The 23329-nt window shown below is 68.1% G+C and carries 23 protein-coding genes; 11 read left to right on the plus strand and 12 right to left on the minus strand.

Annotated features, from left to right (window positions below; genetic code table 11):
- Nucleotides 1-2 precede the first annotated feature (2 nt).
- On the minus strand, nt 3-644 hold the full coding sequence (locus BM172_RS00360) for a cytochrome b/b6 domain-containing protein (RefSeq protein ID WP_081805068.1): 642 nt from the start codon (nt 642-644) through the stop codon (nt 3-5).
- 159 nt (nt 645-803) lie between these two features.
- Between BM172_RS00360 and BM172_RS00365 the strand changes: the two genes are divergently transcribed.
- Together BM172_RS00365 and BM172_RS00370 are read left to right on the plus strand one after the other, a co-directional pair.
- Nucleotides 804-1805, plus strand: coding sequence for a zinc-dependent alcohol dehydrogenase family protein (locus tag BM172_RS00365; RefSeq protein ID WP_026634138.1), 1002 nt, complete (start codon nt 804-806; stop codon nt 1803-1805).
- A gap of 340 nt (nt 1806-2145) precedes the next feature.
- Nucleotides 2146-3351, plus strand: coding sequence for an acetate/propionate family kinase (locus tag BM172_RS00370; protein ID WP_026634139.1), 1206 nt, complete (start codon nt 2146-2148; stop codon nt 3349-3351).
- A 28-nt stretch (nt 3352-3379) separates the two neighbouring features.
- Here BM172_RS00370 and BM172_RS00375 read toward each other — a convergent pair whose 3' ends face one another.
- The 3 genes from BM172_RS00375 to BM172_RS00385 all read right to left on the minus strand — a co-directional run bounded on the left by BM172_RS00375 (nt 3380) and on the right by BM172_RS00385 (nt 7053).
- Nucleotides 3380-5758, minus strand: a complete 2379-nt coding sequence (locus tag BM172_RS00375; RefSeq protein ID WP_026634140.1) for a phosphoketolase family protein — start codon at nt 5756-5758, stop codon at nt 3380-3382.
- Nucleotides 5759-5775: 17 nt separating this feature from the next.
- Nucleotides 5776-6282, minus strand: a complete 507-nt coding sequence (locus BM172_RS00380; RefSeq protein ID WP_081805069.1) for a host attachment protein — start codon at nt 6280-6282, stop codon at nt 5776-5778.
- A 75-nt stretch (nt 6283-6357) separates the two neighbouring features.
- Complete coding sequence (locus BM172_RS00385) at nt 6358-7053, minus strand: VIT1/CCC1 transporter family protein (RefSeq protein ID WP_026634142.1); 696 nt, start codon at nt 7051-7053, stop codon at nt 6358-6360.
- Between the two features lie 450 nt (nt 7054-7503).
- On the opposite strand from BM172_RS00385, the gene BM172_RS00390 reads away from it, so the two are divergent.
- From BM172_RS00390 to BM172_RS00405, 4 genes are all read left to right on the plus strand, one after another.
- Entirely contained in the window at nt 7504-8220 is a 717-nt protein-coding gene (locus BM172_RS00390; protein WP_051548420.1) for a CBS domain-containing protein, read from the plus strand.
- A 110-nt stretch (nt 8221-8330) separates the two neighbouring features.
- Entirely contained in the window at nt 8331-8777 is a 447-nt protein-coding gene (locus BM172_RS00395; protein ID WP_035322769.1) for a CBS domain-containing protein, read from the plus strand.
- A 13-nt stretch (nt 8778-8790) separates the two neighbouring features.
- On the plus strand, nt 8791-10365 hold the full coding sequence (locus tag BM172_RS00400) for a thymidine phosphorylase family protein (protein ID WP_081805071.1): 1575 nt from the start codon (nt 8791-8793) through the stop codon (nt 10363-10365).
- Nucleotides 10362-11243, plus strand: a complete 882-nt coding sequence (locus BM172_RS00405; RefSeq protein WP_026634145.1) for a ribose-phosphate diphosphokinase — start codon at nt 10362-10364, stop codon at nt 11241-11243. The genes BM172_RS00400 and BM172_RS00405 overlap by 4 nt, the downstream gene beginning before the upstream one ends.
- A 39-nt stretch (nt 11244-11282) precedes the next feature.
- On the opposite strand, the gene BM172_RS00410 is transcribed toward BM172_RS00405, so the two are convergent.
- Nucleotides 11283-12308 carry a hypothetical protein gene (locus BM172_RS00410; RefSeq protein ID WP_081805072.1) on the minus strand — a complete coding sequence of 342 codons (1026 nt, stop codon included), beginning with the start codon at nt 12306-12308 and terminating at the stop codon, nt 11283-11285.
- Between the two features lie 193 nt (nt 12309-12501).
- On the opposite strand from BM172_RS00410, the gene BM172_RS00415 reads away from it, so the two are divergent.
- Nucleotides 12502-13203: a Crp/Fnr family transcriptional regulator gene (locus BM172_RS00415; RefSeq protein WP_051548421.1), complete on the plus strand. Its 702-nt coding sequence runs from the start codon at nt 12502-12504 to the stop codon at nt 13201-13203.
- A gap of 10 nt (nt 13204-13213) precedes the next feature.
- Here the strand turns inward: BM172_RS00415 and BM172_RS00420 are convergent, their stop codons facing one another.
- Nucleotides 13214-15220: a PAS domain S-box protein gene (locus tag BM172_RS00420; protein ID WP_051548422.1), complete on the minus strand. Its 2007-nt coding sequence runs from the start codon at nt 15218-15220 to the stop codon at nt 13214-13216.
- Nucleotides 15217-15969 (minus strand): response regulator transcription factor, encoded by a 753-nt coding sequence (locus BM172_RS00425; protein WP_051548423.1) that lies wholly within the window; start codon nt 15967-15969, stop codon nt 15217-15219. Before BM172_RS00425 ends, BM172_RS00420 begins: the two co-directional genes overlap by 4 nt.
- 122 nt (nt 15970-16091) lie before the next feature.
- Between BM172_RS00425 and BM172_RS00430 the strand changes: the two genes are divergently transcribed.
- Nucleotides 16092-17381 carry an Nramp family divalent metal transporter gene (locus BM172_RS00430; protein WP_231504146.1) on the plus strand — a complete coding sequence of 430 codons (1290 nt, stop codon included), beginning with the start codon at nt 16092-16094 and terminating at the stop codon, nt 17379-17381.
- A 4-nt stretch (nt 17382-17385) separates the two neighbouring features.
- Here BM172_RS00430 and BM172_RS00435 read toward each other — a convergent pair whose 3' ends face one another.
- Complete coding sequence (locus tag BM172_RS00435) at nt 17386-18633, minus strand: MgtC/SapB family protein (RefSeq protein ID WP_026634149.1); 1248 nt, start codon at nt 18631-18633, stop codon at nt 17386-17388.
- The gene (locus BM172_RS00440) at nt 18630-19061 is read right to left on the minus strand and encodes a universal stress protein (protein ID WP_026634150.1); all 432 of its coding nucleotides are present in this window, start codon (nt 19059-19061) and stop codon (nt 18630-18632) included. Before BM172_RS00440 ends, BM172_RS00435 begins: the two co-directional genes overlap by 4 nt.
- Before the next feature lie 265 nt (nt 19062-19326).
- On the opposite strand from BM172_RS00440, the gene BM172_RS00445 reads away from it, so the two are divergent.
- Together BM172_RS00445 and BM172_RS00450 are read left to right on the plus strand one after the other, a co-directional pair.
- Complete coding sequence (locus BM172_RS00445; RefSeq protein ID WP_026634151.1) at nt 19327-19899, plus strand: GNAT family N-acetyltransferase; 573 nt, start codon at nt 19327-19329, stop codon at nt 19897-19899.
- 12 nt (nt 19900-19911) lie between these two features.
- A complete protein-coding gene (locus BM172_RS00450; protein ID WP_081805074.1) occupies nt 19912-20799 on the plus strand; it encodes a universal stress protein in 888 nt (295 codons plus the stop codon).
- A gap of 24 nt (nt 20800-20823) precedes the next feature.
- On the opposite strand, the gene BM172_RS00455 is transcribed toward BM172_RS00450, so the two are convergent.
- From BM172_RS00455 to BM172_RS22375, 3 genes are read right to left on the minus strand one after another with little or no spacing between them, the layout of a single operon-like run.
- The gene (locus BM172_RS00455) at nt 20824-22227 is read right to left on the minus strand and encodes an MBL fold metallo-hydrolase (RefSeq protein ID WP_231504147.1); all 1404 of its coding nucleotides are present in this window, start codon (nt 22225-22227) and stop codon (nt 20824-20826) included.
- Nucleotides 22228-22281: 54 nt separating this feature from the next.
- Nucleotides 22282-22719 (minus strand): universal stress protein, encoded by a 438-nt coding sequence (locus tag BM172_RS00460; RefSeq protein ID WP_026634154.1) that lies wholly within the window; start codon nt 22717-22719, stop codon nt 22282-22284.
- A 16-nt stretch (nt 22720-22735) separates the two neighbouring features.
- Complete coding sequence (locus BM172_RS22375; RefSeq protein WP_155964689.1) at nt 22736-22885, minus strand: hypothetical protein; 150 nt, start codon at nt 22883-22885, stop codon at nt 22736-22738.
- A gap of 52 nt (nt 22886-22937) precedes the next feature.
- Between BM172_RS22375 and BM172_RS21940 the strand changes: the two genes are divergently transcribed.
- Nucleotides 22938-23189 (plus strand): hypothetical protein, encoded by a 252-nt coding sequence (locus tag BM172_RS21940; RefSeq protein ID WP_143096403.1) that lies wholly within the window; start codon nt 22938-22940, stop codon nt 23187-23189.
- The last annotated feature ends 140 nt before the right edge of the window (nt 23190-23329 follow it).

Below are 23329 nucleotides of genomic sequence, written 5' to 3' on the forward strand. Positions count from 1 at the left end.
CGCTAGGTGGTCCATTCCAACCACCAGAACGCCAGCAGGCAGACGAGCACGATCAACCCGATCGGCAACATGGGACGTTCGGCCGCTTCATCCGGATACCCGAGCTTGCGGCCCGTGATCATCGCCCCGACCAGGTTCTCGCGATGCAGCCAGCTACCTGCCAAGGCGCCGGCTACGTGCACGCCGACAAGAGCGATCATCACGTTGGCAAGCAGCTCGTGCGTTTCGCCGAGCCACTCGATATGCGTGGTGTAGGCCAGCCAGCCGAAGCAGGTCACCAGCAAGGTCATCGCCAGCAGGGCCAGGATCGCCACGGCGCCGGCGGGATTGTGTCCGGTGTAGTGCGGCGGATGTCCGTGCAGCATCTGGCGCACGTAGCGGACAGTCTCGCGCGGCCCGCGCACGAAACTGCCGAACTGGGCGTGTCGAGTGCCGATGATGCCCCAGTAGATACGGAAGCCAGCGAGCAGGGCCAAGCTATAGCCGAGCACGGCATGCACGCGCCGCCACTGATCTTCTTCAGCCGTGATCCACGCGCCGGCGAAACAGGCCACCATCAGCCAGTGCGACAGCCGCACGGGAAGATCCCAGACCAGGATGCGGCGGAGTGGCCGGTCCTGCGGCGCGCGGGTCTTGTCTGTCATGACCGGTATTCCCGATGCGATTCTGCGTGCCGGCATTACAGGACAGCCGTCCGGCCGATGGGTTGACATGAATCAATCGAATGCCAACCGGGGTCCCTAAGCTGGCATCGGCGATGCGGCCTGGGTCCGCCGCCCCCACGATCACAAAGGTGATGCCGCATGCGCGCCATGGTTCTCCATCGCTTGGCGACACCGCTGGTCCAGGAGGAGCGGCCAACGCCCTCTCTCGGCCGCGGCGAAGTGCGCCTTCGCGTCGAGGCATGCGGCGTGTGCCGCACCGACCTGCATCTGGTGGACGGCGAACTGCCGCAGGCCCGCCTGCCGGTCGTGCCCGGGCATGAAGTGGTGGGCACCATCGAAGCTGTCTGCCCGGACGTGAGCGCATGGAAACCGGGCGACCGCGTCGGTGTGCCATGGCTGGGTGGCGCGTGCGGCGTCTGCAGCTATTGCGCGCAGGGCCGGGAAAATCTCTGCGACACGCCAGTCTTCACCGGCTGCACGCGCGATGGCGGCTACGCCACTCACGTGCTGGCCAACGCAGATTTTTGCCTGCCGATGCCGACGCATGATTATCCCGACGCCGTGCTCGCCGCGCCCTTGCTGTGCGCAGGCCTGATCGGCGGCCGCGCCTTGCGCCTGGCGGGCGAGGGCACCGCCCTGGGCCTGTACGGCTTCGGCGCGGCCGCCCATATCCTGCTGCAGGTAGCGTGCGCGGAAGGTCGCCGCGTGTATGCCTTCACTCGCGCCGGCGACCTGGCAGCGCAAACGCTCGCGCGCTCGCTGGGCGCCACCTGGGCGGGCGCTTCCAATGAAGCGCCGCCGGAGCCGCTGGATGCCGCCATCATTTTCGCGCCCGCCGGCGAACTGGTGCCGGTCGCGCTGGCCGCGGTGCGGAAGGGCGGGACGGTGGTCTGCGGCGGCATTCATATGAGCGACATCCCCGGCTTTCCCTATCGCCTGTTGTGGGAGGAGCGCCGCCTGCTCTCCGTCGCTAACCTGACCCGGGCGGACGGCCATGCTTTTCTGGCCGCCGCGGCACGCGCGAGGGTGCAGGTGCAGGTGCACCGCTATGCATTGGACGCCGCCAACGAAGCCCTGGCCGATTTGCGCGCAGGCCGCATCCACGGCGCGGCGGTGCTGGTGCCGCCAGGATGGGTTTGACCCCGGTGTTGCGCCAGGGGCAGCTGATCGCACAACTCCGCGACGTCAGGCGAGGTGCCCTGGATCGACTGCAGGTACGTTGCCACTTCTTTCATTTCCTCCGGCTGGACCGCCAAGTCGTCGTGGCGACATTCACTGCTGCCGATATTGATGCATGTCAACACCACTGAGTGCGGGCGGAACATGCTTATGCGACCCCCCCCCTTGCCTGGCCAGTGCATCGGCTCGCCATGAAAAAACTTCCGCTCTTCGTGGTGGCGAAAGGCCCTGGCCCGAGCGTCGATCACTGGCAGCTCCGGCACGGCGAAGGGCGCTGTACGCATCTGCGGTCCTTGACCCTATGAACGGGATCATCCTCGCGCTCAATGCGGGCTCTTCGAGCATCAAGTTCGCGCTGCACGAGCACCGGCTGGCCGCGCAGCGCCTGATCCTGCGCGGGGCCATCGAAGGGATCGGCGCGGAACCCCGCTTCACGGCGTGGCAGCCCGATGGCGCAATCATCGACCGAGAGGCATGGGCGGACGCGGCCGCGCCGCATGAGCAACTGCTGCAGCCGCTACTTGCCTGGATCACCGCCCGTCTGGGCGCCGCCGAGCTTGCCGTGGTGGGGCACCGCGTCGTGCATGGCGGGCCCTCATTCGGCCAGCCCGTGCGCATCGATACGCCGGTCATGCAGGAGCTGGAACGGCTGGTGTCCTTGGCACCGCTGCACCAGCCCCATCCGCTGGCCGCGGCGAGGGCGATCGCCCGCCTGCGGCCCGGACTGATGCAGGTGGCGTGCTTCGATACGGCATTTCACCGCGGCATGCCGGCCGTCGCCGCCAGCCTGGGCCTGCCGCGCGCCTATGCCGACGATGGCATGCGCCGCTACGGCTTCCATGGACTGTCCTACGAATACCTCGCCGGCCGGCTGCGCGAGTTCGCCCCGGAGCTGGCGGACGGGCGCGTCATCATGGCGCACCTGGGCAATGGCGCCAGCCTGTGCGCGATGCGCCACGGCCGCAGCATCGATACCACCATGGGCTTCAGTGCACTGGATGGCCTGGTCATGGGTTCGCGCTGCGGCAGTCTCGATCCCGGGGCGGTACTGCATCTGCTGCAGGCGCGAGGGCTGAGCGTTGCCGCGATCGAGCACTTGCTCTACCAGGAAAGCGGCCTGCTGGGCGTCTCCGGGATCAGCGCCGATATGCGTGCGCTGCTGGCCAGCGACAGCGGCCACGCCAGGGAGGCGATCGAGTTGTTCGTCTATCGCATCGTCAAGGAAATCGGCGCGCTCACATCCGTGGCAGGCGGCCTGGACGCGCTGGTGTTCTCTGCCGGTATCGGCGAGCACGCCGCCAGTATCCGGTCGGCGGTGTGCCGGGCGCTGGCGTGGCTGGGCGTCGAGTGCGACGAATCGGCCAACGGCCTGCACAAGATGCTGATCAGCACCGCGCACAGCGCGGTGCGCGTGTTCGTCATCCGCACCGACGAAGAGGCGGTGATCGCCGCACATGCCGCCGGGGTCCTCCGCGCATCCTGTCCACCACAGGCCGCGGCCGGGTAGCGAGCGCGCAGGGCGGGCGCCGTCGCCTTCAGGCACTGCTGGCGGCAGGCGCCGGCACGCGCCACTGCCAGTGGCGCACCTCCGGCAGATCCTCGCCATGCTCGCCGATATAGAGCCGATGCTTTTCCATGATGGCCTCGTAGCGCTGCGTCGCCTCTTCGACATGATCGGCGAAGCGCTCGGCATGGCGGATGGCATCCAGCGACAGCTGGTAGCGGTCCAGGTGATTGAGCACGGCCATGTCGAACGGCGTGGTGGTGGTGCCTTCCTCCTGGTAGCCGTGTACATGGAAACGCTCGGGGCGGCTGCGCCGGTAGATCATCTTGTGAATCAGTGACGGATAGCCGTGGAAGGCGAAGATCACAGGCACGTCCTGGGTGAAGATCCGCTCGAAATCGCGGTCGGAAAGCCCATGCGGATGCTGCGACCGCGGTTCGAGCACCATCAGGTCGACCACGTTGACCACGCGGATCCGCAACGTGGGCAGGTAATCGCGCAACAGGCTGACGGCTGCCAGGCACTCCTGGGTCGGCACGTCGCCGGCACAGGCCATCACCACATCCGGATCGCCATCATCGTTGCTGGCCCAGTCCCAGATACCGGCGCCCGCTTCGCAATGCCTGGTCGCCGCGTCCATGTCGAGCCACTGCCAGGCTGGCTGCTTGCCGGCCACGATCAGGTTGATGTAACCGCGGCTGCGCAGGCAATGGTTGGCCACGGAAAGCAGGCAGTTGGCGTCGGGCGGCAGATAGATGCGCACGACCTCGGCCCTCTTGTTGGCCACGACATCCAGGAATCCCGGATCCTGGTGCGAAAGACCGTTGTGATCCTGGCGCCACACATGCGACGTCAGCAGATAATTGAGCGAAGCCACCGGCACCCGCCATGGCACGCGCTGGCTGGTCCTGAGCCACTTGGCGTGCTGGTTGAACATCGAATCCACGATGTGGATGAAGGCTTCGTAACAGGAAAAGAAGCCGTGCCGGCCGCTGAGCAGATAACCCTCCAGCCAGCCCTCGCACAGATGCTCGCTCAGCACTTCCATCACGCGACCGTCGGCGCTGAGATGGTTGTCGGAGGCCTCGATGCGATCCAGCCACATCTTGCCGGAGATGTCATAGACCGCATCCAGCCGATTGGAAGCCGTCTCGTCCGGGCCGAACAGGCGGAAATTGGCTGGCGCCAGATTGAGCCGCATGACATCGCGCAGGAATCCGCCAAGCACGCGGGTCGACTCCGCCTCGACCGCGCCAGGGCGCGGTACCGCGATCGCGTGGTCGCGGAACGCCGGCATGTCCAGGGGCGTGAGCAGTTCGCCTCCATTGGCATGGGGGTTGGCGCCCATGCGGCGGTTGCCGGTCGGGGCCAGCGCGGCGAGGGTGTCCTGCAACTTGCCGTCGGCATCGAACAGCTCCTCGGGCCGGTAGCTCTTCAGCCAGGCTTCGAGCTGGGCAACGTGCGCCGCGTTGTCGAAATGCGCCAGCGGGACTTGATGGGCGCGCCAGGTGCCCTCGACCTGTTCGCCATCGACGACGCCCGGGCCGGTCCATCCCTTGGGCGTGCGCAAGACCAGCATCGGCCAGCGCGGCCGGTGCGCGATGCCTTTGGCGCGCGCGGTCCGCTGCTCGGCTTGAATGCGTTCGAGCATTTCGTTCAGCGCGCGGGCCAGCTGTTGATGAATGGCCGACGGCTCGCTGCCTTCGACGAACCAGGGCTCGTAGCCGTAGCCGTGCAGAAGCGCTACCAGTTCAGTGTGATCGAGGCGCGACAGAATGGTCGGATTGGCGATTTTGTAGCCGTTCAAGTGGAGGATCGGCAACACGGCGCCATCGCGCACGGGGTTAAGAAACTTGTTGGAATGCCAGCTCGTGGCGAGCGCGCCCGTCTCTGCTTCGCCATCGCCGACCACGCACGCCACGATCAGATCGGGATTGTCGAACGCTGCGCCGTAGGCATGGGCCAGCGAGTAGCCGAGTTCGCCACCTTCATGGATGGACCCGGGCGTCTCGGGGGATACGTGGCTTGGCACACCATGGGGCCACGAAAACTGGCGAAACAGCCGAGCCAGGCCTTCCCGGTTGCGCTCGATCGCCGGATAACGCTCCGTGTAGGACCCCTCAAGATACGTCTGCGCCACCAGCGCCGGGCCACCATGCCCGGGGCCGGTGACGAAGATCATGTTGAGGTCATGCTGCCTGATCAGCCGGTTCAGATGCACGTAGAGCATGTTCAGTCCCGGAGCGGTGCCCCAGTGGCCGAGCAGGCGCGGCTTGATGTGTTCGTGCCGCAATGGTTGTTCCAGCAGCGGGTTGTCGCGCAGATAGATCTGCCCGGCGGAGAGATAGTTGGCGGCTCTCCAATAAGCGTCCATGCGCTGCAGGAGTTGGGGCGACAGTGGGCTATGCATGGGATGGTCTGTGCGGGTCAGGCTGGAAGATGAGTGCGCAACTGCGCGGGAGTGAGCGTCAACAGGTCGTTGCGCACCTCGCCGACGACACGCGCCGCCGTCTGCTCGTCGAGGCTGTCATGCAGTACGCCGAGGAAGCGTGGCGGCCCCATCAGGATCAGCTTGTCGTAGCAGCCATCCTGCCGCCCTTGCTGCACGACCGCGCTCAAGGTATCGGCGAACCGATGCGCATGCTTATCGCGCAGCGAGGTCCTCGGCTCGATGGCATGGCGGCTGGGGCTGTTGCTTTCCTGTACGCGAGGCAGCCGTCCGTGGTCCTGTTCGCGACCGGGCGAGCGCCCCTCCGGATACGAATAACAGGCTATCTCGGCCGGATCGGCTCCCTTGCGGGTCAATTCGAACAGCCGTGCCCTGGCGGCGTCCGCGACCAGAATCCACGTATTGGACATGGCGACCTCCGGAACCACCTTTGCATGAAGTGGCGGCTCCAGCTTAGGTGCCGTGCGTCGCGGCGCCTTGATCATGATCAACAAGCCGCGCGGATAGCCTGGAGCGGCCAGCCCATGGGATTGGCGCGAACGTCTGCGTTTTCATGCCACCTATCCAGCGCCTCCAAAAAGCATCCCGACCGCCGTCGTCATAGCCATGGCCAGCGCCCCCCATAGCGTGATCCGGGTGGCCCCGATGCGGACGTTTGCGCCTCCGATGCGGGCCGCCATGCCGCCAAGCACTGCAAGAAAGAACAGCGCCGTCATGAAGATCCACCCCAGGAGGCCGGCGGCCGGAGCCAGTGCGACGACGAGCAGCGGCAACGCCGCGCCGGCAGCGAAGCTGACAGCGGAAGCCGATGCCGCCTGCAGGGGGCGTGCCTTGAGTGTCTCGGTGATGCCCAACTCATCGCGGGCATGCGCATCGAGCGCGTCATGCGCCATCAGCTGATCGGCGACCTGCTGCGCCAACCGAGGGTCGAGTCCGCGCCCGACATAGATGGCAGCCAGTTCCCTGTGCTCGCCTTCCGTGTCGTTCGCCAGCTCCTCCACCTCGCGCGCCCGATCAGCTTTTTCGCTATCCGCCTGTGAATGGACCGATACGTATTCGCCTGCCGCCATCGACATGGCGCCGGCCACCAGTCCCGCGGTACCGGCGACCAGGATGGCGGACGGCGTGGCGTGGGCTGCTGCGACACCCATCACGAGACTGGCCGTGGACACGATGCCGTCGTTGGCGCCAAGGACGGCGGCCCGCAACCAGCCCATGCGCTCGATAACATGACGTTCCCGATGGCGATAGGTCATGGGTCGACTCCTGAACCTTGGTAAATCGGATCATGCGCCCTCGTCCTTGCAGTGGAGGTTGGCGCCACTTCGCCAGCGTTCGAGGACGAGGACGAGGACGGATTTAAGGATGTCGCGCCGCGGAACCGGCGGATTGACGGCGATCAAGTGGACGGGCATGCGCCGTGCCAACCGGCGGATAAGCTGGGCGCAGGAGCGCGAGCTTCGGTAGCCGAGACAATTCATGCGACCCGGCCTGGACAAGCGCGGCCCTGAAGCACGACACAGGCGACAGCGCATTTCCCGATGGGAACGGAGCGGCTTGATCCTCATCAATAGGGCGGGCAGCAGCAGGCGGCACTATGCATTCCAGCGGATGCCTGGCTGCATGGAAGGCATCGCCGCACCCTTGCATTGAAGAACACCCCGCAGACAACGCGCATGACCGTGCCCGAACGCAGGAGAACGCCGATGAAAGTCGCCGACGCGATGACTTGCCAGGTGCGCACCGTGCTCGCTACCGACAGCGTGTCGCTGGCCATGCAGATCATGCGCGGCGTCAGGGTCAGCGGACTCCCCGTCCTCGATGGCGATGGACATCTTGTCGGCATGGTGACCACCGGCGATCTGTTGCGGCGGGCCGAGCTCGGCACGGAGCGCCACCGCCCGCACTGGCTGGAGAAAATACTCGGCCCGCGCCGCATGGCGCAGGAGTACATGGCCAGCCATAGCCGCCGCATCGGCGACCTGATGACTGCGCCGGTGCTGACGATCGACGAGGGCGCTCCGCTGATCGACGCCGTGGACTTGCTCGAGAAGCATCACATCAAGCGGCTGCCGGTGACGCACAAGGGCAGGCTGATCGGCATCATCAGCCGCACCGACCTGATGCGGATACTGCTGGAGCGGTTGCCGAGTGCCGACGACGCAGCGACCAGGATGTGGTCGGATGCCCAGATCCAGCGGCATATCGCCGAGGAGATCGGTCAGCAGCCCTGGCTTGCCCAAGCCGCCGTCCAGGTCTCGGTGCATCGAGGCACGGTCGACATCTGCGGAACCGTGGCGCACGACGCCATGCGCCATGCCTTGCGCGTCTTGCTGGAGAACACGCCCGGGGTTTCCCAGGTCATGGACCGGCTGCTGGTGCAGCGACGGCGCGACAGGCGGCACAGCCTGGCGCATCGCTGACCGGGAACGTCCCTGCCTGACCCGACGCCATCGAGCCGGTTGACCTGCATCAATATGCGAGGCGCGCCGGCGGCGCACGTTCCCCTACGGATCCATCGAGGCACGCCGCCATGCTTGCCAGAGACATCGCCACCCACCGGGTGATCCAGGCCGACGCCGCGCAGAGCCTGCGGGAGGCGGCGCGCATCATGTACCGCCACCAGGTCAGCTGCCTGGTGGTGGTCGGCAGCCGCGGCCAGGAAAAAGTGCCGGTGGGGATGCTCGCGATCCGCGACGTGGCCACGGCGGTCCTGCTGGAGGGCAAGGATCCGGACGCCACGCCGATGGCGGCCATCATGGCGCGGCCGCCGGTGGTGGCGCGCGAAGACTGCACGCTGGCGGAGCTGATTGCCATCCTGCGCGGCAGCGGTTTGCGCCGGCTGCCGGTGGTCGATGCGTCCGGCGGCCTGGTCGGCATCGTCAGTGCGGACGACGTGATCGCGGCGATGGCCGAACTGATGGAAGACCTGGCCCACGCCCTGATCGTCGATCCGCAACTCGATCATGCCGCCCGCTAGGCGGACCTGCGCGATGACGGCACCCATCCCTCCCGCCGCCTGTCCGCTGCCCGATGCGGCCCCGCCGGAGATTCCCCGTCCAGTGCTGTCCTGCGCGCAGCTGCGGCGAGTCGGCATCGATACCGGCGACGAGCATGTGATCTACCTGCACGAGGATTCGCCGATCTGCCGCGCCGAAGGCTTCGGCGCGCACAGCCGCGTGCAGATCAGCATCGACGAGCGGCGGCTGCTGGCCCGCTTGAACATGGTGAGCGGCGGCTGGCTGGCCCCGGAGGAGGCCGGCCTGTCCGAGCCGGCCTGGTCGGCACTGGCGCCGCGGCTCGGCGAGACGGCCATGTTCGCGCACCCCTCCAGCGTGGAATCGCTGTCGCGGGTGCGCGCCAAGATCCACGGCCAGCCGCTCAACAATGAGGATTTCCAGGCGATCATGCAGGACGTCGCCCAGCGGCGTTATTCCGCGCTGGAACTGGCCGCCTTCGTCACGGCCTGCGCCAACGGCCATCTCACGCCGCGGGAAATCAGCAGCCTCACCGGCGCCATGGTCGCTACCGGCGCGCGGCTGGACTGGTCCCGCGCGATCGTCGCGGACAAGCATTGCATCGGCGGGCTGCCGGGCAATCGCACGACACCCATTGTCGTGGCGATCGCCACCTCCCTGGGCCTGGTCATGCCCAAGACGTCCTCGCGCGCCATCACGTCACCGGCGGGCACGGCCGATACGATGGAGATGCTCGCGCCGGTGGATCTCTCGCTGCCGCGCATGCGGGAGATCGTCGAACGCACCGGCGGCTGCCTTATCTGGGGCGGCTCGATCGGACTGAGCCCGGCGGACGACGTGATGATCCGGATCGAGCGCGCCCTGGACATCGACAGCGAAGGCCAGCTGGTCGCCTCCGTGCTTTCCAAGAAGATCGCGGCCGGCTCCTCGCATGTGCTGATCGATATGCCCGTCGGACCGACCGCGAAGATCCGCGACATGATCGAGGCGCGCTCATTGGCCGCCTGCCTGCAGCAGGTCGCGCGGGATTTCGGCATGCATATGCGCTGCGTGTTCACCGACGGCAGCCAGCCGATCGGCCGTGGCGTCGGCCCGGCGCTGGAGGCGCACGACGTACTGGCGGTGTTGCAAGGGCGGCCCGGTGCGCCGCTCGATCTGCGCGAGCGCGCCATCGCGTTGGCATCGGCGCTGCTGGAGCTGACCGGCGCGGCGGCCGGCGAGGTGTTGGCCACCCGGATGGCGACGGAGGCGCTCGATCGCGGCGCCGCCTGGCGGCAGTTCCAGGCCATCTGCGAGGCGCAGGGCGGCATGCGCACGCCGGGCCGCGCCGCCCAGCAGTACCCCGTGCGTTCCGCGCTCGGCGGCCGGGTGCATGCCATCGACAATCGCCAGTTGTCGCGCACGGCCAAGCTGGCCGGCGCGCCCATGTCGCCACTGGCCGGACTGGAACTGCACGTGCGGGTGGGCGACCGGGTGGAACCCGGCCAGCCGATCTTCACGGTGCATGCGCAGACGCGCGGCGAGCTGGCCTATGCGATGGAGTATGTGCGCCGCCATCCCTGCATCGTGACGCTGGCAGAAGCCCCGTGAGGCACGTCGTCTATGCCATGCCGGGCAACCAGGAACTGGCCGATGCGCTGGCCCATCGCCGGCGGATGGCGCGCCTGGCCCTGGAGCTGCACCGCTTTCCCGATGGCGAAGGACTGGTGCGAGTGGAGGAGCCGCCGGTCGGCGCCGAAGCCATCATCGTCTGCACGTTGGATCGGCCGGACGAGAAAACACTGCCGCTGCTGATGGCCGCCGATACCTTGCGCGAACTGGGCGCAGGCAGCGTCGGGCTGGTCGCGCCCTACCTGGCGTACCTGCGGCAGGATGCGCGTTTCCGGCCCGGCGAGGCGGTGTCGTCGGGCATCTTCGGACGCCTGCTGGCGGAACATTTCGACTGGCAGGTCACGATCGATCCGCACCTGCATCGCCTGCGCAGCCTGACCGAGGCCGGCATGCCGCAGGGCAGGGCGATCTCGGCGGCGCCAGCCCTTGCTGGATGGTTGCGCGAGCGGGTGGAGCTGCCGCTACTGATCGGTCCGGATGAGGAAAGCGCGCCATGGGTGGAAAGCGTCGCAGCCCTGATGTCGGCGCCGGCCGTCGTTGCCACCAAGCGCCGCTTCGGCGACCGCAAGGTGCAGGTGCAGCTGCCGGATCTATCCAACTGGCCTGGCCACAACCCGGTCTTGCTGGACGACATCATCTCCAGCGGGCATACCCTGCTCAAATCTATCGAGGGCCTGCGCGCGCTGGGCATGCCTGCGCCCTGGTGCGTCGCCGTGCATGGCCTGTTTGCCGATAACGCGCTGGAGCGCCTGCGCGTGGCGGGAGTGGCCGGCGTGGTCACCACCAACAGCGTGCCTGGCGAAACGGCACGGATCGACCTGTCGGAACTGCTGGCGGCGGCCCTGCCGGAACATTGAAGGGCACGCCCGACCTGAAGTGGACGGCATGCATGCCGATCAGGCACTGCCGGCATGCATGGCGACGGCCTTGATCGTCTCGTCCGTCGCAGGATCGGCCCACGCGTAGCGAATAGGTTCATCGATCCAGCCTTGCATGGCGTTGCGCAAGGCGTATTGCGCCGAGCGCGACATGCCGGCCAATTCGGTGCCCAGGCGATGCGCGGCATGCCGGGCATGCAGGCGTCCGGCGACGGTAAGCGCATAGCCGGGCGAGCAGATCGTGCGAACCGTATCGCCGTCGAGAATGGTCTGCACCTCGCCGCGCGCCAGCAGGGGATCCACGGCATCGGCGACGTTGTTGGCGAGCAAGGCCAGGCGCGGCTGCGGCTCGATGGCGGTGAGGCAGGCATGGCGCAGCCCTGCGCTTCCCGCATGCACGGGAAGCGCAGCAGACAGTTGATCCAGCCGACGACGCTGCTGCGGCGCCTCCGCCAGCGCGAGCCCTGCGCCGCGCTCGTGCGCCAGGCGAAGACTTTCGCGCAGGCAGCCGCGCGCCAGGCTGCCGGCGATGTTCTGTGCTATCCGGCGGCCTTGCTCGCTGTCGTAGGCCTGCCCCAACTGCAGCAGGGCATCGGCCAGGCCGATGATGCCTACGCGCAGATGGATGCCGGGCCGCCCCTGGCCGACCAGCAGGCTGGCATTGTCCAATGCGCGCACCGCCAGCTCGGCCGTCGCCTCGAACGCTTCGTACCTGAAGCTGGCCTCCGCGGTGAACGGCGACCTGACAAAGACTGCGGGATTGAGCACGGCCCCGAGCCCGTCATGCGGCCAGCCCAGCCGTGACGTGCCCGCATCGGCGAGGATGCGTTCGTCCAGCAGCAGGCGCCAATCGGCACAGGCGTCGAACAGTTGCCGCTCCCAGGCGGAGCGGGTCGCCGGCGGTTCGGCCGACGAGAGCGAACGGGTGACGCGAAACCAGGTGTCGCCGATCGACAGGTCGCGGATCAGGCCTTGGTCGCGCCAGCGGAACCAGGCGTCCCAGGCTTCGACGGCGACCATATCGAGAAAAGGAGAGCGCTGCATATCCGGTGGCCGGCTGAGTGATGGCCAGCATGCACGGCCGTGGCGGCGCGGCCTTGAGGCAGGTCAATCGCCACGCGCGCCGCTCCCGGCGTTACACACGGTTACAAACCGTTGCCGTGCCGCCATCGCCTGGTGACGATGCGGCGCTAGCTTGGGTGGCGCGGAAGGGACCGCGCACTCGATGGGGAATGCCATGAACATGCAAGCTGAAGCCACCGATACGCGCACGGCGCATGCCGCGGCATTCGCCGACCTGGACTTCGACCTGCTGCGCCGATACGTGCAGGTCATCCGCCACAAGCTCACCGCCGACCAGTATCTCTACCATGCCGGCCAGCCTTTCCAGGCGCTGTACTTTGTGCATTCGGGCTGCCTCAAGACAGTGGAGCTGGCCGACGACGGCCGCGACCAGGTCACCGGCTTCCGCATGCGCGGCGATCTGCTGGGCATCGAGTCGATCGGCCTGCGCCAGCATGCCTGCAGCGCAGTGGCGCTGGAGCAGGGCGAAGTGTGGGAGCTGCCGTATCCGGCGATGCTCACCGCCTGCCGCGAGCTGCCCGAGCTGCAGGCCAAGCTGACGGCCGCGCTGGCCGAGCAGATCCGCCAGGATCACGCCTGGATGCTCAATGTCGGCACGCTCAACGCCGAGCAGCGCGTGGCCAGCTTCCTGGTCGACGTGGCCGCGCGTTACGCCCGCCTGGGCTACAGCGCGCGCCACTTCATCCTGCGCATGCGCCGCACCGACATGGCCAACTTCCTGGCGCTGAAGCATGAAACGGTGAGCCGTGCGATGACCCGCCTGGACGACCTGCGGCTGATCGCGGTGGAACGCCGCGAAGTGCGGGTACTGGACGACGCGGGACTGCGGCGGATGGCGGCCGGCTGCGCCAGCTGAGCGGCGGCGTTTATCGCTCTTTGTATGCGGCCAAGGCATGGCGCAGGGAGGCCGACAGCTGTTCGATGCGATACGGCTTGCGCAGCAGTTCCACGCCCTGGGCTGAGAGGTCGTCCGCGTCCAGCGAGCCGCGCTCATAGCCGGACGTCAGCAGCACCGGCAAGCCGGGGCGCAGGCCGCGCGCGGCCTTGACCAGTTCCGCGCCGGTCAGGCCGTTGCCCAGCACGACATCGGAGAACAGCAGGTCGATGTCCGGATGGTTTTCGAGCTGGGCGAGCGCCGCCGCGGCGCTGTCGGCCTCGCGGGTGGCGTAGCCGAGCGAGCGCAGGAAGGCGAGGGCGATGGCGCGCACTTCCGGTTCGTCCTCGACCACCAGAATGGTTTCCTGCCCGTGGCGCACCGGGGCTTTCATCGCGGCAGGTTCATGCGAGGCGACGTTTTCCAGGGCCGGGAAGTACAGGCTGATGCGCGTGCCATAACCGAGCTGGCTATCGACGCTCAGATAACCTCCCGATTGCTTGACGAAGCCATACACCATGCTCAGGCCGAGGCCGCTGCCCTTGCCAAGCTCCTTGGTCGTGAAGAAGGGCTCCAAGGCACGGGCTTGGACCTCGGGCGTCATGCCCATGCCGGTGTCCGCGACGCGGAAGACCACATAGGTGCCAGCCGGCAGCTTCGGTGACGCATGGGCGCCCTCGATATGCTCCACGCTCACCGACAGCGTCAGCTGGCCGCCGCGCGGCATGGCGTCTCGCGCATTGACCGCGAGATTGACCAGGGCGGTATCGAATTCGGCCGGATCCACATGGATCTGCGGTACGTTGCGGGGGCACTCCGTCGTTACGCGAATGCGCTCGCCGAGCGTGCGCGCGAGCATTTCACGCAGGTCGTTCAGCGCCTGTGCGGGACGTACCGCGCGCGGCATGAGGCGGCGGCGGCTGGCGAAGGACAGCAGCTTGGCGGTCAGCGTGGCACAGCGGTCGGCGGCACGCGTCGCGCTATCGACGATCTCGCCTTCCGGCGAGTCCGGCGGCAGCGACATGCCCAGCAGCTGCAGATTGCCGGAGATCACCGTCAGCATATTGTTGAAGTCATGCGCGATGCCGCCGGTGAGCTGGCCGATCGCATCCAGGCGCTGCGCATGCGACAGCTGCTCCTCGCTGCGGCTGCGCTGTACCGCCGCGGCCAGCATATTGGCCACCGATTGCAGGAAGTGCAGCAGATCGTGGCCGAAGCTGTCCGCTTCGCGCGCGGGCACCACCAGCAGCCCCATCGGGCCATGGCGGTCCGGCAATGGAACGATGGCGGCATCGCGGAAGTCGGTACCCTTGAGCAGAGCGGCGGCGCCTTCGGCGGAACGCGACAGCACGGCGGCGCCGTCTTCGCCGCGCGAGACTGCGCTCATCCATGGGCCGCGGGAAAGGCGCCGGGCCAGGCTGCGCAACAGCTGGTCGGGCAAGCCGATGGCGGCGCGCACGTGCAGGTCAGAATCCTGCGTATCGCGAAACAGAATCAGGGCCGCCTCGGTGTGCAGTGCAGACGCTACCAGGGCGGCGATGCTGTCTACCGCCACGTCCAGGTTCGGCGATTCCAGCAGCAGCCGGCTGGCCTGCGCCAGGAAGGCGTCGTAGCGAGCGCGCGCCAGCGCCTGCCGCGCGCGCTGCGTTTCGGAGATGTCGCGGATGGAGGCGGCGAACAGCGTGCGCTCGCCGTCCTGGACCGGACTCAGGCCGATCTCCACCGGGAAGGGTTGGCCGTTGCGGCGCACGCCGGTCAATTCATAGCCGGCGCCCATCGGCCGCACGCGCGGCGTGGACATGTAGCGGGCGCGGTGCTGCGTATGCATCTGGCGCACCTGCTCGGGCAGCAGGACCTCGACCGGCAGCCCCTGCAGCTCGCCTTCGCCGTAGCCGAACAGACGATCGGCCTGTGGGTTGGCCAGCACGATCACGCCATCGTGGCCGACCACGACCATCGCGTCCGGGGCCGTATCGAACAGCGCCTTGAACAGGGTCACGGGCGGCGCACCTGGCCGGTGAACATGTAGCCGGCGCCGCGCACGGCCTTGAACAGCGGCGGCCGGTCGGTGGCGGTATCGATCTTGCGGCGCAGGCGGCTCAGCTGCACGTCGATCGCGCGATCGAACGGACCGCTGTCGCGGCCGTGGATGCGGCTCATGATGTCGTTGCGCGACAGCACCCGGTTGGGGTGGTCCAGGAACAGGCACAGCAAATCGTACTCGCCCGTGGTCAGCGGGATGTCCCTGCCGTCGGCGCCTGACAGTGCGCGGGCGGCCGGATCGAGCCGGTAGCCGGCGAATTCCAGCACGCCGGAAGCCGGTGCCGGCGGCGGTTCATTCGCGGCTTTTGCCGCCGAACGGCGCAACACACTGCGCACGCGCGCCAGCAGTTCGCGCAGATCGAACGGCTTGGTGATGTAGTCGTCGGCGCCCAGTTCCAGGCCCACCACGCGGTCCACCGACTCGCCGCGGCCGGAGACGATGATCACCGGCCCGCGCCAGTGCTCGTGCAGATAGCGGGTCAGGGCGAAGCCGTCTTCGCCGGGCAGGCCAAGATCCAGCAGGATCAGGTCGACCGGGCCCTCGGCCAGGGCCTGGCGAAGCATGGCGCCGTTGGCGGCGAGCCGGACCTGGAAACCCTGGCCGGACAGATAACGACTGACCAGCGCGGCAATCTCGCTGTCGTCCTCGACGACCAGCAGGCGGACGGACGGCGATTCCGTGGATGGATCCTGGCCGGTATGCATGAAAGTCCCAAAAAGGAGGGTAGCCCCCAAACGGATGGGCTCGTGACCTGCAAGAGATTACATCCGCGCCGGCTTGATCGGCATCAATATGCCCGATCCGCCGTTACGCCTAGATCGCCGTCATGCCCATCGATACCGCCACCCCCATGGATGCAAACGCTCCGGCCCCTCCAGCCAGGCGGCACTGGCTGCGCCGCCTCGGCGCTGGCCTGATCGCCGGCGCGGCCGACGATGACCCCAGCGGTATCGCCACCTATTCGCAGGCGGGCGCGCAGTTCGGCTATGCCACGCTGTGGACCATGCTATTCACGCTGCCGCTGATGATCGGCATCCAGACCGTGAGTGCGCACGTGGGCCGGGTCACCGGGCGCGGCCTGGCGGCCAATATGCGCCGGCATTTTCCACGGCCCGCGCTGCTGTTGCTGGTGTCGTTGCTGCTGGTGGCGAACGTCGTCAACCTGGCCGCGGACATCGGCGCGATGGGAGCGGCGATGCGCCTGCTGCTGGGCGGTCCGCCGGTGCTGTACGCGCTGGCCTTCGCCTCGTTGTCGCTGTTGCTGGAAGTGGCGATTCCGTTCCCGCGCTATGCGCCGCTGCTGAAAGTCATGACCCTGAGCCTGTTCGCCTATGTGGCGACGGTGTGCGTGATCGACGTGCCGTGGCGCGAGATGTGGCGTTCGCTCATACCGCACGATCTGCCCTGGCACGACTACATGGTGACGGTGGTGGCGGTGTTCGGCACCACGATCAGCCCGTACCTGTTCTTCTGGCAGGCCTCCGAAGAAGCGGAAGAGGAGGAGGTCGACGCGGCGCAGTCGCCGCTGACCGCGGCGCCCGAGCAGGCCGGCGAGGCCTTTGCACGCATCCGCTTCGATACCGACGTGGGCATGATCTATGCGGGCGTGGTGGCATTCTTCATCACGCTCACCGCCGCCGCGGTGCTGCATGCGCATGGCGTCACGCGGATCGAGACCGCGGCCGACGCGGCCAGCGCGCTGCAGCCGCTGGCGGGTCCTTTCGCGGCAACGCTGTTCGCCATCGGCATCGTCGGCACTGGCCTGCTGGCGGTGCCGGTACTGGCCGGCTCGGCAGCCTACGCCGTGGCCGAAGCGTTCGACGTCAAGGCCGGGCTGGGCAACAAGCCCGGCGATGCGCGCGTGTTCTATCTGATCATCGCCGGCTCGACCGTGCTGGGCGCGTTGTTGAGCGTGTCGCGGATCGATCCGATCCGCATGCTGTTCTGGGCGGCCGTGGTCAACGGCGTGATCTCGGTGCCGCTGATGACGGGAATCATGCTGGTCGCCACGCGGGAAGCGGCCATGGGCGCTTTTCGCGTTACCGGCGCGCTGCGCTGGCTGGGCTGGCTCGCCACGTTGGCGATGGCGGCGGTGGTCGCGGCGATGCTGTTCTGAGGCTTCAGTCGGCCAGCACGGCCAAGCCGAAAGCGAGCGCCATGGCGAGCGTGCCCGGCGTCACGCGCCAGGCGTAGGCCGGCGTGCCCTTGAGGAACGCCATCGCGCATTTCAACGTGGAGTTGGCCGCCAGCGCGGCCAGGATGCCGAGCACCGCGTCCTGGCGCCCGATGCGTCCCACGGCATCGAGCTGTGCCGCCGACGCTGCGGCCGCATGAACATCAATCAAGCCGGAGAGCGCCATCACGCCGGCCGTACTGCCTGGCCCCAGCCATTCGCGTGCCATCGCGGCCACTGTCATCACGCCGGCGAGCAGGACGACGAAGCGGATCGCCGCCAGCGGCTCGAACGGGCGCGTGCCTGCCAGCGCCCGCACCTGCTCGCGGTCGGCCAGCAGATGGCGGCTCGATAGCAGGGCGGCCAGCACGGCCACCGCGCCGGCGGCAGCCAGCGGCACGGCCAGCAGGCGCAACAGCGGCGGCGAGATCGTGCCCAGCACCACCGCCAATTGCGCGATGGTGCCGACGTTCGACATCAGCCCCGCGCTGGCGGCCGCCGGCGCCAGCGGCGGAGACGAGCGCGCCCGCTCGCCCATGCCGGCGATGGTGGCGGTGCTGGAGACGAAGCCGCCGGCCAGGCCGGCCAGGCCCAGCCCCAGGCGCGAACCGAACACGCGCAGCGCGATATAGCCCAGCGAGGCGATCGTCATGATCGACACCGCCAACTGCCACAACTTGCGCAAGTTGAGCACCTGCCAGGGATCGACTGCGCGATCGGGCAGCAGTGGCAGCACCACGAACACCGCCGTGGCCAGGATCAGCAGATCGTGAAGTTCGCGCTCGGAAAGCCAGTGCCTGGCCATGGCATGCAGCCTGGCCTTGCCCGCCAGGGTCACGGCCACGATGACCCCCAGCGCGCCGGCCAGCGCACGCTCATGCAGCGCGAGCATGCCAAGCAGGAAGGTGGCCAGCATGGCGACCTCGGCGGATGGCCCCGCGCCCTCGGCCCGGCGCTGCCAACGGCTCATGGCGAGCAACGCGGCCACTCCCAGTCCCGCGGCCAGGATGGCCGGCGTGCCCAGCAGATCGGCCATGGCACCGACCAGCGCCAGCAGCAGGCAGGTGCGCAAGCCCGGCTCGCCCCCGGGGCTCTCCACCCGCCCCTTGGCACGCTCGCGCTGCAGCCCGATCAGCAGCCCGATGCCCAGCGCCATGGCCAGGCCGGCAAGGTCGGGGAAGCCGCCGCCATTCACCGGCAGACCAGCACCGACACATCGCAGTTGAGAATGACCTTGCGCGTGGCATCGCCCTGCAGCAGCTCGCCGAGTCCGCCGCCGGCGTGCGCGCCCATCACGATCAGATCGCAGCGATGCTTGCCGGCCGCGCCGGCGATGGCGGCATAAGGCCGGTTGTCGAACACGTGCTCGGTCGTGCACGAAATGCCGGCTGCGGCAGCCGCCGCCTGTACCTTGGCCAGGTGCTCGTTGGCGTGCAGCAGTGCACGCAAGGCGGGCACCTCGCCCTGGATCACGTCGGCCACCAGGCTTACCGCCGGCTCCGGTTCCAGTACACGCAGCACGTGCAGATGCGCGCCCAGCCGGGCAGCCAGTTCGATGCCGGCATCTTCCGCGCGGCGCGCGGCCGGCGAACCATCGGTGGCGAGCAGGATGTGTTTGTACATGGGGATGCTCCCGCGAGCGGCGGCCCGCGCATGGATCCAGCTTGCAGTGCCCATGCCGGACGCTTGTTGACGCCGGTCAAGCGAATGGCTGGCGGAGCGCCAGCTTGACCTTTGTCAACCGGGCGGGGCGCGGCCCGCTGCTCGCGCACTGAAAGCGCGCCGCAGTTGACCGACGTCAAATCGCCATGGGCAAAGGCGGCATACACAGGACTCGAGCGCATCCGCTCTGCCCAGGGCGACGCCATCACTCGGCCAGGAGCCAGTCATGACCACCAGCGCACCGCAGCCCGCCAAGGGCTCTTTCGAAAACTTCCCGCACCTGCTCACCGGCACCCACTGGATCGAGCATCTCCGTGACGGCAGGCCGGTGCTGATCCGGCCGCTGCGCGCCGAGGACCGGGAGCGCGAAGAGGATTTCATCCGCCGCCTGTCGCCCACGGCGCGCCGCTACCGCTTCCTGGGCGATTTCCGCCAGGCCAGCCCGGCGCTGGTGGATCAGCTGATGCAGGTCGACTTTCCGCGCCAGGTCGCCTTCGTGGCGCTGTTGCATGAAGACGGCAAGCTGCGCGAGATCGGCGTGAGCCGCTACGCCGCCACCAGCGAGGAGCGGCAATGCGAATGCGCGGTGACCGTGGCCGACGATTGGCAGAACAAGGGCCTGGGCGTGCTGCTGATGCGGCACCTGATCGATGTGGCGCGCGGCAATGGCTTCAAGCGCATGTTCTCGATCGACGAGGCCTCGAACCAGAACATGCACCACCTCGCCGATTTCCTGGGCTTCCGGCGTGAGCTGTCGCCGGACGATCCCGCCCGCGTCGTGCACACCCTGGACCTGTGACCGGAGCCGTCCATGAGCCTGCGCCTGCGCCGCTCCGACGAACCGCGCCACGCGGCCGGCACGCGCGGCGAGAGCCGCCATTTTCCCGCCGAGATCCTTGCCCTGGTCACTTCGTCCGGCCCCTGGAGTCCCGCCGTCATGGCGGCATTCGCTCTGGCCAAGCCCTGGGACAGCCACGTCACCGGTTGCTTTATCGATCCCGCGCTGCGCACCCTGCGTGGGCTGGATGCCGAGCCCAGCGTGCTGTCGCTGCTGCTGGAACTGCCGCGCGACACGCAAGGCGAGGCCGAGGCCTTCGCGACGCTGGCGCGCCGCTGCGGCGTGGAAGGGGCGACCTGGATCTGCGCGCAGACCGGACTGGCGCGCTCGATGCACCAGCTGGGCGCCTGGCATGACCTGATCGTGCTGGAGCGCGATACCGGCAACGACGATGGCGGTTTCGAGCTGCTCGGCGAAGCCTTGCTCGGCTGCCGCAAGCCTTGTTTCGTGCTGCCGCCGCGCTGGGACAAGGAGCTGGCGTTCGAGCGCGTGCTGCTGGCCTGGAACGGCAGCCTGGAGGCCGTGCGCGCCATGCATGCCGCGCTACCGTTCCTGGCGATGTCCCGCGAGGTGGTGCTGCTGGACGGCGCAGCCGCAGTGCTGGAGGACGAAGGCACGATCATGCCGAACTTCCATCCGCTGGAGCATCTGGCGCGGCACGGCATTGCCGCCACGCGGCGGCGCATCCACGCCACCGCCCACGAAGCCGGCGACGCGCTGTTGCACGAGGCCAAGCGCATGAATGCCGACCTGCTGGTGATGGGCGCCTATGGGCGGTCGCGGCTGCGCGAGCGCATCCTGGGCGGCGCGACCCGGCGGGTGCTGGGGCAGGCGACTTTGCCGGTGTTGATGCAGCACTGAGCCGGCGTCTGTCCCGCACGACTTTCAATCCAGCACGATGGGCTCGTGCATGTCGGGAATCCGGCTGGCGATATCGCGCTGCTGCAGCGCTTCGCCCATCGCGGCCATGCCGCGCTCGTATTCGCCATGTACCAGGAAGACCTCGCGCCGCGGCGAGCGGCCCAGCCAATCCAGCAGCGCCGCCTGGTCCGCGTGCGCCGAAAAGCCGTTGATCGTCCAGACCTGCGCGCGCACCTGGATCTCCTCGCCGAACAGACGCACCGACCCGGCGCCATCGACGATGCGCCGCGCCAGGGTGCCCTCGGCGGCATAGCCGACAAAGACAATGCTGCAGCGCTCGCGCCACAGGTTGTGCTTGAGGTGATGGCGGACGCGCCCGCCGGTGCACATGCCCGATCCGGCGAGGATCACCGCGCCGCTTTCGATGCGGTTGATCGCCATCGATTGCTCGACGTCGCGAGTGAAGTGCAGGCCGGGCATGGCAAAGGGGTCGCAGTCGCGCAACAGCGCAAGGAAGGGTTGGTCGAAGCATTCCTGATGGCGCCGGAAAATCTCCGTCGCCGAGATCGCCATGGGCGAGTCCAGAAACACCGGCATGCGCGCGGGCAGCTTGCCCTCGGCCGCGCCCAGATGCAGGTAATAGAGAATTTCCTGTGCGCGTTCGAGCGCGAACGTCGGGATCACCACGTTGCCGCCACGCTCGAAGGTTTCGCGGATGGCGCGATACAGCTCGTCGACCGAGTCGGGCAGGGCACGATGCGGGCGATTGCCGTAGGTCGTTTCCATCACCACGTAGTCGGCCGGGGGCGCCGGCGTGGGGTCGCGCAGGATCGGGCGCCCGGGATTGCCCAAGTCGCCCGAGAACAGCATGGTGCGGCTGCGCCCCTGGTCCTCCAGCGTGAGCAGGATCGAGGCGGAGCCGAGAATATGGCCGGCATCGAGGAAGCATGCGGTGATGCCGGGCGCCACCGGCACGGTCTGCCCATAGGCCGCCGGCGGGTCGAAGTAGTCCAGGCAGTGCAGCGCAGCGTCAATGGTAAACAGCGGCTCCCTGACGTGCTCGCCACGGCGGCGCCCGCTGCGTTCGGCGCGGGCGGCGTCCTCTTCCTGCAGGCCGGCGGCATCAAGCAGCACGATGCGCGCCAGGTCGCGGGTGGCTGCCGTGGACAGGATCCTGCCGCGGAAACCCTGCCGCACCAGGCGCGGAATGCGCCCGCAATGATCCAGGTGCGCGTGGGTGAGCAGCAGGACGTCGATGTCCTCCGGCTCGAAGCCGAACGGCTGATAATTCAGGTCGCGGTGCTCGCTGCCGCCCTGGAACATCCCGCAGTCGATCAGGATACGCCGCTCGCCGCAGCTCACCAGGTGGCACGAGCCGGTCACTTGCCTGGCGGCGCCGTGGGCGCTGTAGACCATGCTTGCGTTCATGCCTGTGCGCTCTCCCTCTATGTCACCGTGGCCACCGCGGGCGCGAACCGCGCTTCAACGGCAGACCAGCACCGGCACCGGACTGGTCTGCAGCACCCGCTGCGTTTCGCTGCCCAGCAGCAGCTTGGTGATGCCGCTCCAGCCATGCGAGGCCATCACGATCAGATCGCATTGATGGCGCTGCGCCTCATGCACGATCCAGTCGCTGGGCACGTCGCTGACCACGTGTCCGCCGTCGGAGGCCACGCCAGCCTTCGCCGCCAGGTCGCGCACGTCGGCGACGTAATGCTCGGCGCGCTCGACGGCGCCTTCCATATAAGTGGCCTCGGTCGCCGCCAGCATCTCCGCCACATAGGTGAAGGTATGGAAGGGAGGGATAACGTGCAGGGCATATATACGGGCCCCGCACGAACGGGCCAGCTCGATGCCGAGCTGCACGCCGCGCAGGGATATGTCGGAGCCGTCGGTCGGCAAAAGAATGTGCTTGAACATGAGTGATTCCTCCTGCTCAGCGGCAGCGGTAGCCGCCGTCGGTCGCCAGCTTGCTGGCGGTGCCATGGGTGCGGGAAAAGCATGCGTCGCAAGCTCGTACCGCCCATTGACCAGGATCAAGGCAACCGATCGCCTGCGCGGCATCGCGGCGGCTGTTGACCTGCATCAAGGCATGCCGCGTACATCGCCGCGAAGCTTCGTCCAGGAGGCAAGCCGCCATGACCCGCATGACCCGCTGGAATCCGTTCCGAGGCATCGCCCATATCGACCCGACGGCCGACGCCGAGTACCGCGGCCCAGGACCGCATCCGCGCTGGAACGAGCCGGCGATCGCACCGGACATGGACGCGGAGTTGTCCAAGGCCGATGCCAGCCGCCCCGAAGAGAAGGGCGGCACTCCTTCGAACGCCCCGGCGAGACCGACAGCAGCGACGCCGTGCGTCGCGCCGACATCAGTGCCGAAGCCATAGCGGCAGCCCGGCATGCGCGAGCACGCAGCGCCTCACGCCGCCAGGCACCCATTCGCGGAAGCGGGCGTGGCCATAAGCCCCATCACCAGCAGACCCGCACCGGCCTCGCCGGCGGCATGCAACAGCGCCGCGCCACCTCG

This window comes from Dyella marensis (assembly GCF_900112865.1).
Lineage (GTDB): Bacteria > Pseudomonadota > Gammaproteobacteria > Xanthomonadales > Rhodanobacteraceae > Dyella_D > Dyella_D marensis_A.